Genomic DNA, 16,894 nt, shown 5'->3' on the forward strand with positions numbered 1-16,894 from the left:
CTCAGAGGCGGGAAGAGAACTCTCCACCGGCCTGCTTTTTAATTTTTTTATCAAGAACCTGGCTGAAAGATCTCTTCTCCACAAATTGATAGTGGCAACCCGTCGGCAATTCTCCACCACAGAGCAGGAGATCCTTATGAGGAAAGCCTCGACAGACGGCGGGACGATTAGAATAATCCCCGCAAAGACCATCCTCACTGAGATGACAACAGGTAAAGAGCAGGTAGCCCTGGCCATCCCTGCCAGTCAGGATAAAACGTTCATATTCAGGATTTGAGCGAACAAGGCCAGCGAAGGTCGTAGCTGAACGAAGCCAACCATCCGGCCCCTCCAGACTTAGACTGCGACAACAGGCACCACATCGGCCACAATCTCCTGCTACAAACAACTCGGTTTCAGAAAGGCGAAGTTTACCCTGAAGAAGTAGCCCCCTATAAGAAAATTTTCGCAGGCTCTGCCAAAGGGCGAGCAGTCTATCCATTTTTTTCATTTTTACTTGCCTTGAACTTCCCTATGGTTCATTGTAAACAGTCTAGCATGGCCAGTTCTACAGCGAGTAACTACCAAAATTCCACTAAGAGTTCATCGATTCTATAACCAACAGCTATGAAAAACATAAGACACATATACTATGTATCTGAAAACACAGGCCTACTGGCAAAAGACTCGGGCAAATCCCTACTCTGCCAATTTCCAGGGGTTGAATTCCAGGAAGAACTCCTACCCTTTATCCGAACTAAGGATGATGCCCAAAGAACCATCAATGCCATCAGAGAAAAATGCGGTGAAGAAAAACCTATTATTTTTTCCACCATCTTTGATCCAGAGATAAACAAAATCCTCCAGCACGAGGATGTTATCCTCCTTAATATCTGTGAACCATTCCTCACTCAACTTGAGGGAATGCTTGGAAAAAATGCCCTCCGTGCAAGTGGTCACTCTCGCAATGTCGATCAACAGATCATGAGCAACAGAGTCGATGCCATCCACTACACCATCTCCCATGACGATGGCACCGCAATCATGGACTATGAAGAGGCTGATCTTATCATTGTCGGAGTCTCAAGGTCCGGCAAGACTCCCATTTCCGTATTCCTTGCCACTCAGATGGGAATCAAGACAGCAAACTACCCTCTGGTTGAACAAGATCTAACCTTCTGTCAACTTCCTGAAGATATTATCAAAAACAAGCACAAGGTGGTGGGACTCTCTATATCACCGGATGTACTTCATACCTTTCGCGAACAGAGATATAAGGGCAGCCACTATGCGCAGATGTCTACCTGTAAAAGGGAAACTCTTCAATCAAAAAGAATTTTTGAAAAATACGATCTCCCCGTTGTCTTCTCCGATGCCAGATCCATTGAAGAGACGGCAACCCAGGTTGCCCAGGAGTTAAGCAAACAATGGAACCCCATCTTTTAAACCTCTTTAACAATTTTAACACTAAGAAATCATGATAACTACAGAGAGCACCTGCCCCTGCGGCAGCGAAGAACCTTTCGGCAAATGTTGCCTGCGAATAATCAACAATCATTCTCTGGCCAAAACAGCCGAGGAGCTGATGCGCTCACGCTATACCGCCTTTGTCATCAAGGACAACGGATATATTTTAAAAACATGGAGCAAGAAAACCCGGCCACGGAAACTACAGGAGGATATCAATCCCATCCAGTGGATTGATCTGATCATTGAAAACACCAGCAAAGGCCTCGCAGAAGATACAACGGGAGAAGTCGAATTTACGGTCCACTTCCTAGAGGGAAAGGAATTTTGCGTCCTGCATGAAAAGAGCAGATTTCGCAAAAGCAAAAACCTTTGGTACTATATTGATGGTGACTGTGAGCTAAAAAGAGAGTCCCTCTCTCTGAAAAAGTAACGAGAGCAGGGGGATTGCACTCTCTGAGACAATCCCCCCTTATCCCTAATTCTCTAAATGAAGAGCCGCAAACACTCGTTCTGGGGTGATCGGCAACTCAACAAATCTAATGCCGGTTGCATCAGCCACGGCATTGGCGATTGCCGATGCCGGACAAACCAGACTACACTCTCCGGCCCCCTTGGCGCCGAAGGGGCCAGTAGGATCACTTGCCTCCACAATAATGGCATCAATGGGGGGAATATCTTCTGCTGTGGGTAGCATATAATTATGCATACTGCTGTTAACCTGGCCGCCACGATTGTTGTAGCGAATCTCTTCAGTGAGGGCGTAACCGATACCTTGAACAGCCCCTCCCTCAATCTGTCCCTCTACAATCATCGGATTAATGGCAGTCCCTACATCATGGGCGGCGGCAAGCTTAATCACCTCAACCTGTCCTGTCTCTTTGTCCACCTCGACCTCGGCAAAACATGCATGCCAAGGGGCGGCATTTGCCGGTACATTTCTTGCCACACCGATAAACTGCTTATTACGGACATGGGCATGATAAACCAACTCTTCAAGGGTAACGGAATTTCCCTTGCCCCCCGCTATATCATCCAGCGAACAGTGCTCTGAGGCAACCGTAGCATCCACTAACTCTACCCTGTCATCCTTTATCTGCAGATCTTCCGGGGTAACACTAAAAAGGGGGGCCGCGTATTCCAGCATCTGTTTCTTTGCATCCGTAGCAGCTATCTGAATAGCCAATCCGGCGGCATAACAGGTACGACTGGCGTGACTGCCAATGTCAAAAGGCGTGCTCTGGGTATCACCATAGGTCAGTGAAATTTTATCTACATCCATACTCAGGGTTTCAGCAGCAATTTGTACCAATGAGGTACATACCCCTGTTCCCAATTCAGGAACACCAGAGGCAACATTGGCTGTGCCGTCGGACTGGATTGTCACATAGGCATTGTCGTAGTCAACACAAAAGGGCCAAGCGTTACTTACATGGGTACCAACGGCCATTCCCAAACCACGCACCTTTTTGCTGCCCGGGCTGTTCAGGCTACCGCGACGTTTCCAACCGATACTCTCCGCTCCCTGTCGCATACACTCTGCAAGTTCGCTGCTCAGACAAGGGAAGGGTAGACACCACTTATCTCCAACCTGCGTGATATTTTTCATCCGCAATTCATAGGCGTCCATACCAAGTTCAATGGCCATCAAATCCACAACCTGCTCAAGGGCCAGATTTCCCTGTGGATTACCAAAGCCACGCATGGCTCCGCCAATAGTCTGATTGGTATAAACACTGTGCCCGTAGTAGCGTTGGTGCGGTATGCGGTAAATGGCCAGGGTCATTGCCCCACAAACACCGGGAAGCTCTGCCCCAAAGCTACAGTAAGCGCCCGTACCAAAAAGAGCCTTCACATCCAGAGCCCGGAACGTTCCATCCCTGTCAGCACCAAGCTTAACGGTGACCACGGCAGGATGACGTGTATCGGAAGCGATAAAATCTTCCTTACGACTATAGACAAGCTTTACAGGTTTTTTGGCAAGCATTGCCAGAGCCATGGCAATGGGTTCAGCCAGACCACTCAAGCCAATACGCACCCCAAAACCGCCACCGACATAGGGAGGTGCCAAAACACGTATTTTGCTCGCCGGCATAGCAAAAATCTTACCGAGGATTGCCTTAGTCGGATGGGGAGTCTGAGTGGTAGACCAGACAGTGACCTCACCGTTACCATCAACCTGAGCCACGGCGCTCTGGGTCTCCATCTGTACCTGCTTGACAATGGGAAGCTTAAAGGATTTCTCAATAATTACCTCAGATTCCGCCAAGCCCTTCTCAATATCACCATAGGGAATCCTGATGATTTCACCGGGAATGTTCTTGCCCTCGGGCGTACATCCCTTGTCACCATGCAATTCCGGAGCATCCGGGCCCATGGCCTCCTCAAGATCAAGAACCGCAGGCAAAATCTCATATTCCACCCGAATAAGCTTTATCGCCTGCTCGGCAATGGCCTCGGTGGTGGCGGCAACAGCAGCAACCTCGTCGCCCACATAACGGACAATATCATCAAAGAGGTACTGATCCAGAACTCTTTCAAGATGAGGAGCGGTAAGAAACATTGGCGCGGCCGCATTAAACAGATTTTTAGGTCCATTTTCATGGGTCATTATGGCCCGGACACCGATCATCTTTTCTGCTGCTGAAACATCAATACTGACAATTTTAGCGTGAGGATGGGGACTGCGTAACACCTTTGCGTGCAACATACCCGGCAAGGACATATCACTGGTAAAAAGCCCCCTGCCCGTGGTCTTATCCACCCCATCACGTCTCTTGATATTTTGGCCAACAACCTTAAATTTACTCATATTTCTCTCCCTTTACCGCCGAGGCTCTTAACTTACGAGCGGCATCTTCAATAGCATCTTCAATTTTCACATATCCGGTACAACGACAGACATTCCCGGAAACTGCTTCTCGAATCTGATCCTTCGAAGGAGATTTATTTTTATCAAGCAGGGCCTTACTCGACATAATCATACCCGGAGTACAAAAACCGCACTGCACAGCACCCTTCTCAATAAAGCTGGTTTGCAGAGGATGAAGCCCTTTACTGCTCTCTACCCCCTCAATGGTCTCAACCTTGGTACCGATAACACGCATGGCTGGCAGAAGACAGGAGTTCACAGCCTTACCGTTAACAAGCACGGTACAGGAACCGCAGCCGCCCTCTCCACAGCCCTTTTTGGTACCAGTTAAATGCAGCTTATCCCGCAAAACGTCGACAAAGAGTTCAAATGGATCCACATAGACTTCTACCGGCTCACCGTTCAAGGTGAAGGTGATTAGTTGTTTACTCATATTCATATCCCCTTTTATGCCTGTCCGGCATCAGCTACTGCTGCTTGTAAAACGCGTTCTACGATGGCAGGTAAAACCCCCATTCGATATTCCTTTGACCCTCTGACCGCACTGCTTCTAAACGTTGCCTGATTTCTGGCAAGCAGGCCAGCCTCTTTAATATTGGCATCGGTAATCTCTGCCCCCTGCAAAAAAAGTTCAGCATCAATGGCATGTTGTGGACCTGCACCCACTGGAGCAAACAAAACCCTGGCCCATGCAAAACAACCGTCTTTAACGCTGACCTTGGCCGAGACGTTGAGCATGGGGAGAGAGAGAGCCTTACGCTGTTCCATACGAACATAGGCACAGCCATCTCCCTTCTCCTTGAGGGGAAATTTTAGATGGGTGACAAGGTGATTGCAACTGTCAATACCAGAGAGACAAATGCCGGCATACATCTCTGCAAGAGGCAGAACACGCAAACCTTTCTGATCAACAACCTCCACCGAGGTATCAAGACATGCCAAAGCAACGGCTGCATCAGCTGCAGGATTCGCTGTCACAACATTACCTACTACTGTCGCCACATTACGAATCTGCAAGGAACCAACCTTACGGCAGGCCTGAACAAGGGCCGGGGCATGCTGATGAACAAGTTTTGAATTAACCACCTGACTCAGGGTAACATTGGCTCCAATACGAATATAACCATCTGCCTCGGCGATATCAGAAAGTTCCCCAATATTACTTAAATCTAGCAGAACATCAGCTGCAAATTTGCCATCTTTCATATCAAGGACCAGATCGGTCCCCCCTGCAATAATTCTGGCCTTACCATCCTTGCTGGCTAAAAGGGCAACAGCTTCTGACACTGTTGCGGGGAAAAGATACTCCTGCACCATAATTCACCTCCATTTTGTTATAAAAATAAATAATTGCCACCTGAAGTCATTCTAATAATTCATATTTTTCATATTAAAAAAAACTCATGTTAGGGTTTATCTTTAAAATATGCAAGAGAACATTTCTGGCAAGGAGGTCGCTCCGAGAGTTCAGGGCAGATTAAAAAATGAAAAACTACGGGCAAGGACCGAATAAACATTTATGCTGAGGAGAGGGGCGCTGGTAACACCATCACTAACAAATCCCTTAATCTAAGAAGAACATGCTCCCTGCTAAACTGCCTCCTGAGGCCAATTTTTTTTAGCTACTTAAGGCAAAAATCTCAGGTACTTTAACAAGGACAGATGCAAAATAAAAAAGGAAAATTTAAAACAAAGTCGTTAATATAAATATATTCCTGCCATTTCATGATTGTCATTAGTTGTTATCTGTGGTATTTCATTTCGATTTTGATATACTGACTATGGGATGGAAAAGCTGTCCTTTTAAAATAGTAACCTCTATAAATCGTACTAACATACCTCAACCCCAGCATATACGCATATGAGTACAACATCTGAAGCAGTTCAATCGAAATACTCCGAAGCCGGAGTTGACATCGACAAGGGCAACGCCTTCGTCGAGGGTATTAAAGACATTGTTGCCTCTACCCACAAGAATGGCGTCATCGACAATATTGGTGGATTTTCTGCCCACATTGCCATCGATGTCACCAAATACCCAAAACCCGTTATCGTTAACTCCACCGATGGTGTGGGTACCAAACTTGCGATAGCCCATATGTGCAATAAACACGATACCATCGGTATTGATCTTGTTGCAATGTGTGTCAATGATCTCATTGTAGGCGGAGCGACCCCGCTCAGTTTTCTTGATTACTTTGCCGTTGGTAAACTTGATATTGAAGTGGCAACTGAGGTTGTTAAGGGTATCGCCGAGGGTTGTAAGCAGGCTGGCTGCTCTCTTGTTGGTGGTGAAACCGCTGAAATGCCAGGCCTTTACCAGGGCAGTGATTATGATCTGGCTGGTTTTGTTACCGGTATTGTTGACCGAGATTCCATCATTGATGGTTCAGACGTTCGCAGTGGTAATAAAATTATTGGTCTTGCCTCCAGTGGCGTTCACTCCAACGGTTATAGCCTTGTCCGCAAGATCTGTTTTGATGACAACGACTACTCCGTAGAAGATCACATCGAAGAACTTGGTTCTACCCTCGGAGAAGAGTTGCTGAAACCAACTCGAATCTATGTGCAACAGGTTCTCAACGTTATCAAGAACTACCCTATTCACGGTATGGTCCATAATACCGGCGGTGGTTTTATTGACAACATCCCTCGCATCCTCCCTAAGGGCTACAAGGCAACCCTACAGGCAGGAAGTTGGGACGTACCTGCCATCTTCACTTTTCTTGAAGAGAAGGGTAAGGTTCCCCGTGAAGAGATGTACCGCACCTTCAACATGGGTGTAGGACTACTTGTTATTGTTGCCGAAGACAAGGCGGAGGATATCCTCCACCACTTCGAAGCCCTTGGTGAGAAAGCATCTATCATTGGCGAAATACAGAAGCAGACCGATGAAAATGACGAGCGCGTCACCATCCTGCCAGAGGGATAAGTAACTCCCCCACAGGAAGAAGTATAAAAGGCCCATGGAACATCTGTTCCATGGGCCTTTTTTATATCCAGGAGGTTCTACGCCGGTGCCACAGGCATGGAGGCGTTATATCCAGGAGGGTTCTACGCCGGTGCCACAGGCATGAAGACGTTAGCTGGGATAAGATGGTATGTACTGATGCCACAGGCATAGAAGTACTTATATTCTGGAGGTTCTACGCCGGTGGCAAGGGTATAGATACACTTGCCAGATATTCTGCGTCTAGGCAAGGCTAGCAACACGGGCAAGGTTCAGCTAAGCAGGAGAAGTAAGAGAAACTTTTTCTAAAGAGATTGACTCACGCCAGCAAAAAGGGGGCCAACGGCATCTCGCAGCAGGAAGAACATGAGTAAACGGCGAGCAGAGACCAGGAATCTCGCCTTACAAAAGACAAAAAAAGGGTATCAAGACGATGTCTTGATACCCTTTTCATAAATGGCGGAGCGGACGGGGTTCGAACCCGCGACCTCCGGCGTGACAGGCCGGCATTCTAACCAACTGAACTACCACTCCAACTACCTTTACTGCTTATTTCCCAGCCACCAATGATCGCATAGAAAATATCAAATGGTGGGCGACACAGGGCTTGAACCTGTGACCCTCGGCTTGTAAGGCCGATGCTCTCCCAGCTGAGCTAGTCGCCCGAAACTACTAAAAAAAAGAATGGCGGAGCGGACGGGGTTCGAACCCGCGACCTCCGGCGTGACAGGCCGGCATTCTAACCAGCTGAACTACCACTCCAACTACCTTTACTGCTTATTTCCCAGCCACCAATGATCGCATAGAAAATATCAAATGGTGGGCGACACAGGGCTTGAACCTGTGACCCTCGGCTTGTAAGGCCGATGCTCTCCCAGCTGAGCTAGTCGCCCGAAACTACTAAAAAAAAAATGGCGGAGCGGACGGGGTTCGAACCCGCGACCTCCGGCGTGACAGGCCGGCATTCTAACCAACTGAACTACCACTCCAACTACCTTTACTGCTTATTTCCCAGCCACCAATGATCGCATAGAAAATATCAAATGGTGGGCGACACAGGGCTTGAACCTGTGACCCTCGGCTTGTAAGGCCGATGCTCTCCCAGCTGAGCTAGTCGCCCGAAACTACTAAAAAAGAATGGCGGAGCGGACGGGGTTCGAACCCGCGACCTCCGGCGTGACAGGCCGGCATTCTAACCAACTGAACTACCACTCCAACTACCTTTACTGCTTATTTCCCAGCCACCAATGATCGCATAGAAAATATCAAATGGTGGGCGACACAGGGCTTGAACCTGTGACCCTCGGCTTGTAAGGCCGATGCTCTCCCAGCTGAGCTAGTCGCCCGAAACTACTAAAAAAAGAATGGCGGAGCGGACGGGGTTCGAACCCGCGACCTCCGGCGTGACAGGCCGGCATTCTAACCAACTGAACTACCACTCCAACTACCTTTACTGCTTATTTCCCAGCCACCAATGATCGCATAGAAAATATCAAATGGTGGGCGACACAGGGCTTGAACCTGTGACCCTCGGCTTGTAAGGCCGATGCTCTCCCAGCTGAGCTAGTCGCCCGAAACTACTAAAAAAGAATGGCGGAGCGGACGGGGTTCGAACCCGCGACCTCCGGCGTGACAGGCCGGCATTCTAACCAACTGAACTACCACTCCAGCATTTTTCCTACTCACCATCCGCCTAAACAAACTGCTCAGAAAAATGGTTTGAATCTTGGTGGGCGACACAGGGCTTGAACCTGTGACCCTCGGCTTGTAAGGCCGATGCTCTCCCAGCTGAGCTAGTCGCCCCCTCGTAAGGTGAGGAGTATTTACCAATTTCCCTCTTTCCCGTCAAGAGAAATTGTTCATTCTTTTTCAATTTACCGTCTCTTTTTTTCCTTTTCCGCAGAACTACGCCCTATTTATTTTTCCCTTTGGAAAGAAGTGCTTGCTCCAATACCTGATCCATATGAGAAACGAGTTTAATATCGAGAGCATTTTTAATTTTTGCCGGGACATCTTTTAGATCACGACCATTCTCTTCGGGCAGTAAGACCTTGGTTATATTTCCACGCTTGGCGGCGAGCAACTTCTCGGTCAGGCCACCAATGGGTAACACTCGACCACGGAGCGTTATTTCACCGGTCATGGCAAGCTCGTGCCGTATTGGACGTCCAGTAAGGGCTGAGGCCAGGGTCGTTGCTATGGTAATACCAGCCGAAGGCCCATCTTTTGGAATAGCACCCTCCGGAACATGGACATGGATATCAACCTTTTCATAAAAATCAGGTTCAAGCTTAAGCTCTTTCGCTCGGCTACGAATATAACTATAGGCTGCCTGTGCTGATTCCTGCATGACATCACCAAGTTGCCCGGTAAGAGTCAACTTCCCCTTCCCCGGCATCAGAATGACCTCTATCTGCAACAGAACACCACCCACCTGAGTCCAGGCAAGGCCTGTTGCCAAACCCACCTCATCACGTTCTTCGGCAAGACCATAACGATACTTGGGGGTACCGAGATATGTGGGTACCGACTTTTCACCAATTCGATATTTTTTACTCTTCTTGCCCTTCTGCAGGCGATCCCTGGCCACCTTTCGACAAAGAGAGGCCAATACTCGTTCAAGCCCCCTCACCCCTGCCTCACGGGTATAATGACGAACAACGGTGAGCATAGCGCCCGGGCTCAAAAAGATATCATCCTTTTGAAAGCCATTGGCCTTAAGCTGTTTGGGCAACAGATATTTCTCTGCAATAACCTGCTTATCCTCCTCAGTATAACCACTGAGTTGAATAATCTCCATCCGATCCTGCAGGGGAATGGGAATTCCCTCCAGACTGTTGGCTGTGGTGATAAAAAACACCTGAGAGAGGTCATAGTCGAGGTCAAGGTAATGATCATTAAAGGACGAATTTTGTTCTGGGTCCAATACCTCAAGCAGGGCAGCGGCAGGGTCACCACGAAAATCCGTCGACATTTTATCGATCTCATCGAGGCAAAAAACGGGATTTGCCACCCCAACCTTTTGCATGGCCCGCAGTACCTTTCCAGCCATGGCACCAACATAGGTACGACGATGCCCTCGGATCTCAGCCTCATCCCGCAGCCCTCCCAATGAGAGTCGAGCAAATTCCCGGCCCATCGACTTGGCAATTGACTGACAAATGGAAGTTTTTCCTACGCCTGGAGGGCCCACAAAACAGAGGATTGGCCCCTTGAGCTTAGCCACCTGCGACTGCACAGCCAGAAACTCCAGAATCCGTTCTTTGGGCTTTTCCAGACCATAATGATCCTTATTAAGAATCCCCTCGGCCTTAAGAACATTAAGCTGGCCCTTACTTCTTTTTTTCCAGGGAAGTCCGAGAATGGTATCGATATAGCTACGCACCACGGTTGTTTCCGCTGACATCGCAGGCATTCCACGCAACTTTTTCAGCTCTTTCTGGACCCTTGCCCGCGCATATGCCGGCATTTTTTTGGCCTTGATAATATTTTCAAGCTCTGTCATCTCATCAACGCCATCTTCGCCCTGACCTATCTCTTTTTGCATCTCACGAATTTTTTCGCCAAGATAGTAATCACGCTGGGCCCTACTGAGCTTCTGCTTTACCTTTATATTAATTTTCCGCTCTACTTCAGCAAGCTGTAATTCTCGAAATAAAATTTCCAGTAACAGCTCTATACGCCCGCCAAGAGTCTCTACCTCCAAGACCTCCTGCTTTTCTTTACTGGAAAGTGGCAGATGCGAACAGATAACGTTGGCAAGCTTAACCGGGTCTTCAATGGAAGAGCAAGAGACAACCACCTCCTCTCCTATCTTTTTACCCAGATGAGCAAACTGCTGAAAGGCCTTGCGCAACTCACGCTCATAGGCGATCAACTCATCTTGTCCCGGCAGGACTTCGGTGCACTCCTCTACCTCCACCTGCATAAATTCCTCATGAGGCACACGAGAAACAATACGGGCACGACGTTGCCCCTCCACCAGGGCCTTAATGGTTCCATCGGGCAGACGAAGTAACTGCATTACTGTAGAAAGAGTCCCACATTGATATATTTCACCTTCATTGGGGTCTTCACATGTTGGCTCAAGTTGGGTTACGAGAAAAATTTCCGTTTTTTTCTCCATCGCATCTTCCAAGGCACGGATAGATTTCTCACGCCCCACCACCAGGGGGGCAACCATATGAGGAAAAATCACAATATCTCGAAGTGGCATAAGCGGGTAAATCTTTGTCACAGGATCTCCTTATGTATAAAAAGCAAACTCTAATATTTTGTCATTACTCTTAATTTTATTATAGAAAAAGCATTCCTTTGACTATACAGAAAAGAATGAACTAACACAAAATCAATTTCACATCAGGCACAATAAGACAAATAGCACATGCAAAAAAAAACCTCTTTGTCAAAAAATGACAAAGAGGTTTTCACCAACCACCAGACAGGGGTTGAAAAGACAACAGACGAACAAAATATTTATGTAAGGCTCTTCTCTTCTTCCCCATAAAGAAGCACAGGATACTCCCCATCGGTAATAACCTGCTCGTTGACAATACATTCCTGAACGTTCGAAAGTGATGGAATATCATACATAATATCCAACATTGCCTCTTCCAGAACAGAACGTAAGCCACGGGCCCCGGATTTACGGGCAATAGCCTTCTTAGCAACTGCCGCCAGAGAACCCTCGGTAAAGGTCAGCTTCACCCCTTCAAACTGAAACAGCTTTTCAAATTGACGGGTCAATGCATTCTTTGGCTCGCGTAGAATGCGAACAAGGTCGTCCTCACTGAGTTCACGCAGGGAGGCAATAACCGGTAAACGACCAACCAACTCAGGAATAAGTCCAAATTTGAGTAAATCTTCCGGACGAACAGCCTCAAGCAACTCACTCTCGGATCGTTTGTCTGCACTCAGATCAGCACTGAAGCCGATGGATTTCTTCCCTGCCCGCCTCTTCACCACCCGACCAAGGCCCACAAAGGCCCCGCCACAGATAAAAAGAATATTGGTGGTATCAATCTTCACAAGTTCCTGCTGCGGATGTTTACGGCCACCCTTTGGCGGAACAGAGGCGACTGTACCCTCAATAATTTTCAGCAGGGCCTGCTGAACACCTTCACCGGAAACATCCCTGGTAAGAGAGGCACTGTCAGACTTTCTGGCAATTTTATCAATTTCATCAATATAGATAATGCCTCGCTGGGCCTTTTCGACATCGTAATCGGCAGCCTGGAGAAGACTGACTAAAATATTCTCAACATCATCACCTACATAACCTGCCTCGGTAAGGGTCGTTGCATCGGCCACCGAAAAGGGCACATTGAGAATTTTTGCCAGAGTCTGAGCCACCAGGGTCTTACCCGAGCCGGTGGGTCCCAACAGGATGATATTAGATTTTTGCAACTCAACAGAATCATCCAGCAACTCAACAGGAGCATCAATACGTTTGTAGTGATTATGAACGGCAACGGCAAGGACCTTCTTGGCATAGGCCTGACCAATAACATAATCATCAAGATGAGCCTTCACGTCCTTAGGAACAAGACCCGGCAAAACCTCCTGGCCATCATCTTTGCTACCCACAATATCTTCCTGAACAATTTCATTGCACAGTTCAATACATTCATTACAGATAAAGACATCGGGACCTGCAATCAGCTTATCAACCTCTTCCTGCGATCTTCCGCAAAAAGAACAGCTGTTTTCCATATCATTTTTTCCTATCTCATCCATTATCAGCCGCCCCTTCGACGTCCTCTCTTTTTACAAGAACCTCATCAATAAGGCCATATTTCTGCGCCTCCACTGAACTCATAAAGTTATCACGTTCAGTATCGGACTCAATTTTTTTCAAAGTTTTACCGGTATGATGGGCAAGAATATTGTTCAGATCCTTACGAATACGCAGTATCTCTTTGGTATGAATCTCTATATCCGTTGCCTGCCCCTGAAAGCCGCCCAGTGGCTGATGAATCATTATACGAGAATTTGGAAGAGCGTAACGTTTTCCCGCAGTTCCGGCAGCAAGAAGCACCGCTCCCATGGACGCAGCCTGCCCCATACACAGGGTTGCAATATCACATTTAATATATTGCATGGTGTCGTAAATGGCCATGCCTGCGGTAACAGATCCACCCGGAGAGTTAATATAAAAGGTGATATCTTTTTCTGGATCTTCTGCTTCTAAAAAGAGTAATTGGGCTACAATGACATTGGCAACATCGTCATTCACCCCGGAACCAAGAAAAATAATCCTCTCTTTTAAGAGACGGGAGTAGATATCATAAGATCTCTCTCCACGAGGGGTTTGCTCGACAACCATTGGTATCAAATTCATAATAACACTCCTAAAACAGGTCGACTGCAAGCAGCATTATATACCGGTTGCAGTCGAAAGTAGAATGCGGATCTCTCAGAGGACATCCGCAAAAGAGAACAGGGGAAAAATGCTCGCTACTACTCGCTCGCACCCTCTTTCTGTACGTCAGTGGCTTCTACCGCTTTCTCTTCAACCATTACTGCTTCACTGCGCAAGAAAGCAAGAATCTTCTCGTTGAGCAACTCATTCATGAATGGGAGGAGATCATCACGGCTTTGGAAGAACTCTTTAACCTGAGCAACAGTCATATTGTACATATCGCCAATACGCTTGAAGCCTCGGTCCATATCTTCGTCAGCAACCTTAATGTCTTCTACCTCTGCAATTTTCTTCAAAAGAAAATCGCCACGGACACGTTGAGCTGCAACCTCAACATTTTCCTCGACAAGTTTTTCCTTAGAAAGGCCAGCTGCCTCAAGGGTCAAACCGCTTTGCTGAAGCTGTTGCTCGGTCTGCTTGATCATTTGCTCACTTTCGTGTGCTACCAAACGAGTTGGTACTTCAAATTCGTAACCTTCAAGAAGTTTTTGCATAAGGCGATCGCTGATAACACCCTCAGCGCTCTCTTCAAGTTTCTTGATACGACGGGCACGAATAGATGCCTTAAGCTCATCCATGCTGTTGAACTCTTCGCCTGCATCTTTTGCAAATTCATCATCAAGGTCGGCAAGAATGCGTTCTTTAACATCCTTTACGCTCAATTTAAAATCAATGGTCTTACCCTTGATGATAACATTTGGATGGTTCTCAGGGAAGGTGATCTGGTGATCGGCAACTTCGCCCTTAGACATACCAACAAGCTTTGCCTCGAAATCTTTACCCATGCTACCAGCGCCAAGATCAACCTGATGATCGTCACTCTTTACCTGAGCAAGAGCCTCACCATTCTCGAATCCTTGGAAGTCAACGGTAACCATATCGCCATCTACTGCCGGACGGTCAACAACATGAAGAGCAGCTGCCTTCTTTTGCATTTCAGCAATTTCTGCATCAATATCTTCGTCTGCTACAGCTACAGCCGGCTTTTCAATTTCAAGTCCCTTGTAGTTGCCAAGCTCAAAGTCTGGACGAACATCAACATGGGCTTCGAAGGTAAAAGAACCGTCTTCGTTGTATTTAACTACCTGAATTTCAGGATGTGTTACAGGATCAAGACCCTCTTTTTCAACAGCATTAAAGTAGTTCTCTTGTACCAGTTTCTCGCTAAGCTCTGCCTCTACCTGATCCTTGTAGTTTTTTACAATGATAGCGCTAGGCACCTTGCCACGACGAAAACCTTTAATTTTTACTTCTTTTTTCAGCTTATTGTAAGCTGCTTCAATCTTAGGCTGTACGTCCCCTGCGGGTAGAGTTACAATAACCTTCCGAGTAAGCTTACTTACTTCTTCTACTTTTATGTCCATCAAATCCATCCTCATTCGAATTAATTATCTATTATATCCATCGCAATGCCAACAATAATTCAAGAAAAACCATTATGTTACGATGAAAAGTATTATATTATCAACAGAAAATGCCTTGGGCACAATTCCTGTATCAAAACATGCTCTACTCCAGACAACATGGCACTATAACCAATAATAATCGGGAGTCAATTTAAAATTACCGGACTTGTCACTAATTTACGGCCTATAATTCTTTTTATAAAAACCGATCCTATAGCAGATAGGCTCCGAGGCAATGTCGCCACCCAAAAAGCTCTTCCCTGAACCTTTAATAGAGCTCATCATGCGGCAAGGCCCAAAGGACTTTACCTGCAATTACAAACCAAGAAAAAGTTTTGCAATAAAGAAATAAGAGACAACACCCAGTAAATCGATTGAGGTGGTAACAAATGGGCCAGTTGCAACGGCGGCATCAACATCAAATCGCTTTAATATCAATGGAATCAGCGTACCAAGCGTAGCCGCCATCACCATAGAAATAAAAACCGACAGGCCCACCACTACTCCGAGAAGGGCCGTATCCGAGTAACCCAAAAAGGCAACAATGCCAACAAAGACACCGTAGGCCAGACCAAGGATAAGCCCCACCTGCATCTCCCGAAAAACCAGTTTATAGGCCTCACTCATATTTACTCGACCCGTTGCTATTCCCCGAACCACGATGGTGGATGACTGGGTCGCAATATTTCCACCCATACCAGTAACCACAGGAATAAAGGCGGCCAGGGCAATAAGATGAGAAAGTTCTTCACTAAAGCCTGCAATAATAAAACTCGAGACAACACCACCAATCCACGAGGCAAAGAGCCATGGTGCCCGGATCATTGCATTTTCTTTGGTGGACTTAAGAAGTATATCCCGGTCCTTACCAACACCTGCCATCTGCAAGAAGTCTTCCGTTGCCTCTTCGCGAATAACATCGATAATATCATCGACGGTAACAATACCGACAAGATTGTAGTTCGTATCAACCACCGGTACTGCAAGAATATTATACTGCGAAACAACGTGGGCAACCTCTCCCTGATCTGTGTCGGTATTAACACTGATCACATGAGGATTCATAATATTTTCGAGCAGTTCGTCCGAAGGGTGCATCAGAAGTTCACGCAGGGAAAGAACTCCTGAGAGATGGGTCTCACCGTGGGTAATATAGAGATAAAAAACCATCTCTTTTTCCTGACTACGCTTTTGAATACTGTTGATCGCATCGCCCACGGTCAACTCTTCATCAAGACACATAAAATCCGGGGACATCAAGCCACCGGCACTCTCCGGGTGATACTGCAAAAGCTCTTCTACCTCTTCACGGTCCTTCTTCGCCATATGCTCACGGATGGAGCTGGCAAGTTCTTCAGGCAATATCTCAAGCAAATCAACGGCATCATCTGAAGCCATTTTAGAAATAACATTAGCAACATACTGTGCCTCCAAGCCTGTTACCAATTCCACCACCAGAGTATCATCCAGTTCACTGAGGAATTCACCTACATAGTCTGTATGGACAATAATATCAAAAACGGCTGTCCGCTCATCTTCTTTTAAATGGCGAAATACCCAGGCCATATCAGCCGGGTGAGTTTTAGAAATAAGTTTCAGCAAGTGCCCACTCGCACCTCTCCGTTTGAGGCGACGAATCATATCAAGGATAACCTTGCCTTCATTTCCTACTAACTCACGTTTTTTATTTGCATCCATAACTTCACCACACGAGATTAATATTTATTTTACTTTTTTGTTCCTACAAGTATATTGGGCAAAACCGTTTAAGATACCTCCTATCATGGTAGAAAAGCAAA

Annotated in this window: 12 protein-coding genes and 12 tRNA genes; 3 read left to right on the forward strand and 21 right to left on the reverse strand. The window is 46.9% G+C overall.

Features of this window, described 5'->3' with window-relative positions; all coding sequences use genetic code 11:
* Nucleotide 1: 1 nt before the first annotated feature.
* Nucleotides 2-490 carry a YkgJ family cysteine cluster protein gene (locus DP_RS12800; protein ID WP_011189769.1) on the reverse strand — a complete coding sequence of 163 codons (489 nt, stop codon included), beginning with the start codon at nucleotides 488-490 and terminating at the stop codon, nucleotides 2-4.
* A gap of 116 nt (nucleotides 491-606) precedes the next feature.
* Here DP_RS12800 and ppsR point away from each other — a divergent pair, with 116 nt between their 5' ends.
* Complete coding sequence (gene ppsR, locus DP_RS12805) at nucleotides 607-1,425, forward strand: pyruvate, phosphate dikinase/phosphoenolpyruvate synthase regulator (RefSeq protein WP_011189770.1); 819 nt, start codon at nucleotides 607-609, stop codon at nucleotides 1,423-1,425.
* 31 nt (nucleotides 1,426-1,456) lie between these two features.
* Complete coding sequence (locus DP_RS12810; protein WP_011189771.1) at nucleotides 1,457-1,879, forward strand: YchJ family protein; 423 nt, start codon at nucleotides 1,457-1,459, stop codon at nucleotides 1,877-1,879.
* A 45-nt stretch (nucleotides 1,880-1,924) separates the two neighbouring features.
* Here the strand turns inward: DP_RS12810 and DP_RS12815 are convergent, their stop codons facing one another.
* Genes DP_RS12815 through DP_RS12825 form a run of 3 tightly spaced genes read right to left on the reverse strand, consistent with a single transcriptional unit; the run spans nucleotide 1,925 to nucleotide 5,635 of the window.
* Nucleotides 1,925-4,258 carry a xanthine dehydrogenase family protein molybdopterin-binding subunit gene (locus tag DP_RS12815; protein ID WP_011189772.1) on the reverse strand — a complete coding sequence of 778 codons (2,334 nt, stop codon included), beginning with the start codon at nucleotides 4,256-4,258 and terminating at the stop codon, nucleotides 1,925-1,927.
* Nucleotides 4,251-4,751, reverse strand: a complete 501-nt coding sequence (locus tag DP_RS12820; RefSeq protein ID WP_041278771.1) for a (2Fe-2S)-binding protein — start codon at nucleotides 4,749-4,751, stop codon at nucleotides 4,251-4,253. The genes DP_RS12815 and DP_RS12820 overlap by 8 nt, the downstream gene beginning before the upstream one ends.
* A gap of 14 nt (nucleotides 4,752-4,765) precedes the next feature.
* Entirely contained in the window at nucleotides 4,766-5,635 is an 870-nt protein-coding gene (locus DP_RS12825) for an FAD binding domain-containing protein (protein WP_011189774.1), read from the reverse strand.
* A gap of 544 nt (nucleotides 5,636-6,179) precedes the next feature.
* Between DP_RS12825 and purM the strand changes: the two genes are divergently transcribed.
* Complete coding sequence (gene purM / locus DP_RS12830) at nucleotides 6,180-7,250, forward strand: phosphoribosylformylglycinamidine cyclo-ligase (RefSeq protein WP_011189775.1); 1,071 nt, start codon at nucleotides 6,180-6,182, stop codon at nucleotides 7,248-7,250.
* Between the two features lie 475 nt (nucleotides 7,251-7,725).
* On the opposite strand, the gene DP_RS12835 is transcribed toward purM, so the two are convergent.
* From DP_RS12835 to mgtE, 17 genes are all read right to left on the reverse strand, one after another.
* A tRNA-Asp gene (locus DP_RS12835) sits at nucleotides 7,726-7,802 on the reverse strand.
* Between the two features lie 55 nt (nucleotides 7,803-7,857).
* Nucleotides 7,858-7,933, reverse strand: a tRNA-Val gene (locus DP_RS12840).
* Between the two features lie 20 nt (nucleotides 7,934-7,953).
* A tRNA-Asp gene (locus DP_RS12845) sits at nucleotides 7,954-8,030 on the reverse strand.
* Nucleotides 8,031-8,085: 55 nt separating this feature from the next.
* A tRNA-Val gene (locus DP_RS12850) sits at nucleotides 8,086-8,161 on the reverse strand.
* Between the two features lie 19 nt (nucleotides 8,162-8,180).
* Nucleotides 8,181-8,257, reverse strand: a tRNA-Asp gene (locus DP_RS12855).
* A gap of 55 nt (nucleotides 8,258-8,312) precedes the next feature.
* A tRNA-Val gene (locus DP_RS12860) sits at nucleotides 8,313-8,388 on the reverse strand.
* Between the two features lie 18 nt (nucleotides 8,389-8,406).
* Nucleotides 8,407-8,483: transfer RNA gene (locus DP_RS12865), tRNA-Asp, on the reverse strand.
* Between the two features lie 55 nt (nucleotides 8,484-8,538).
* A tRNA-Val gene (locus DP_RS12870) sits at nucleotides 8,539-8,614 on the reverse strand.
* A 19-nt stretch (nucleotides 8,615-8,633) separates the two neighbouring features.
* Nucleotides 8,634-8,710 (reverse strand) — tRNA-Asp (locus DP_RS12875).
* A 55-nt stretch (nucleotides 8,711-8,765) separates the two neighbouring features.
* Nucleotides 8,766-8,841 (reverse strand) — tRNA-Val (locus DP_RS12880).
* Between the two features lie 18 nt (nucleotides 8,842-8,859).
* Nucleotides 8,860-8,936, reverse strand: a tRNA-Asp gene (locus DP_RS12885).
* A gap of 59 nt (nucleotides 8,937-8,995) precedes the next feature.
* A tRNA-Val gene (locus tag DP_RS12890) sits at nucleotides 8,996-9,071 on the reverse strand.
* Between the two features lie 109 nt (nucleotides 9,072-9,180).
* A complete protein-coding gene (lon, locus tag DP_RS12895) occupies nucleotides 9,181-11,505 on the reverse strand; it encodes an endopeptidase La (protein WP_011189777.1) in 2,325 nt (774 codons plus the stop codon).
* Between the two features lie 239 nt (nucleotides 11,506-11,744).
* The gene (gene clpX, locus DP_RS12900) at nucleotides 11,745-13,004 is read right to left on the reverse strand and encodes an ATP-dependent Clp protease ATP-binding subunit ClpX (RefSeq protein WP_011189778.1); all 1,260 of its coding nucleotides are present in this window, start codon (nucleotides 13,002-13,004) and stop codon (nucleotides 11,745-11,747) included.
* Complete coding sequence (gene clpP, locus DP_RS12905) at nucleotides 12,997-13,608, reverse strand: ATP-dependent Clp endopeptidase proteolytic subunit ClpP (RefSeq protein ID WP_041278005.1); 612 nt, start codon at nucleotides 13,606-13,608, stop codon at nucleotides 12,997-12,999. Before clpP ends, clpX begins: the two co-directional genes overlap by 8 nt.
* Before the next feature lie 119 nt (nucleotides 13,609-13,727).
* Nucleotides 13,728-15,053, reverse strand: coding sequence for a trigger factor (tig, locus tag DP_RS12910; RefSeq protein ID WP_041278006.1), 1,326 nt, complete (start codon nucleotides 15,051-15,053; stop codon nucleotides 13,728-13,730).
* 357 nt (nucleotides 15,054-15,410) lie between these two features.
* Nucleotides 15,411-16,793 carry a magnesium transporter gene (mgtE, locus tag DP_RS12915; RefSeq protein ID WP_011189781.1) on the reverse strand — a complete coding sequence of 461 codons (1,383 nt, stop codon included), beginning with the start codon at nucleotides 16,791-16,793 and terminating at the stop codon, nucleotides 15,411-15,413.
* Between the last annotated feature and the right edge of the window lie 101 nt (nucleotides 16,794-16,894).

The organism is Desulfotalea psychrophila LSv54 (genome assembly GCF_000025945.1).
GTDB lineage: Bacteria > Desulfobacterota > Desulfobulbia > Desulfobulbales > Desulfocapsaceae > Desulfotalea > Desulfotalea psychrophila.

Coding starts and splice junctions, on each gene's coding strand:
- DP_RS12800 (WP_011189769.1), bottom strand. CDS start 490: ATGAAAAAAATGGATAGACTGCTCGCCCTTTGGCAGAGCCTGCGAAAA.
- ppsR (WP_011189770.1), top strand. CDS start 607: ATGAAAAACATAAGACACATATACTATGTATCTGAAAACACAGGCCTA.
- DP_RS12810 (WP_011189771.1), top strand. CDS start 1,457: ATGATAACTACAGAGAGCACCTGCCCCTGCGGCAGCGAAGAACCTTTC.
- DP_RS12815 (WP_011189772.1), bottom strand. CDS start 4,258: ATGAGTAAATTTAAGGTTGTTGGCCAAAATATCAAGAGACGTGATGGG.
- DP_RS12820 (WP_041278771.1), bottom strand. CDS start 4,751: ATGAGTAAACAACTAATCACCTTCACCTTGAACGGTGAGCCGGTAGAA.
- DP_RS12825 (WP_011189774.1), bottom strand. CDS start 5,635: ATGGTGCAGGAGTATCTTTTCCCCGCAACAGTGTCAGAAGCTGTTGCC.
- purM (WP_011189775.1), top strand. CDS start 6,180: ATGAGTACAACATCTGAAGCAGTTCAATCGAAATACTCCGAAGCCGGA.
- clpX (WP_011189778.1), bottom strand. CDS start 13,004: ATGGATGAGATAGGAAAAAATGATATGGAAAACAGCTGTTCTTTTTGC.
- clpP (WP_041278005.1), bottom strand. CDS start 13,608: ATGAATTTGATACCAATGGTTGTCGAGCAAACCCCTCGTGGAGAGAGA.
- tig (WP_041278006.1), bottom strand. CDS start 15,053: ATGGACATAAAAGTAGAAGAAGTAAGTAAGCTTACTCGGAAGGTTATT.
- mgtE (WP_011189781.1), bottom strand. CDS start 16,793: ATGGATGCAAATAAAAAACGTGAGTTAGTAGGAAATGAAGGCAAGGTT.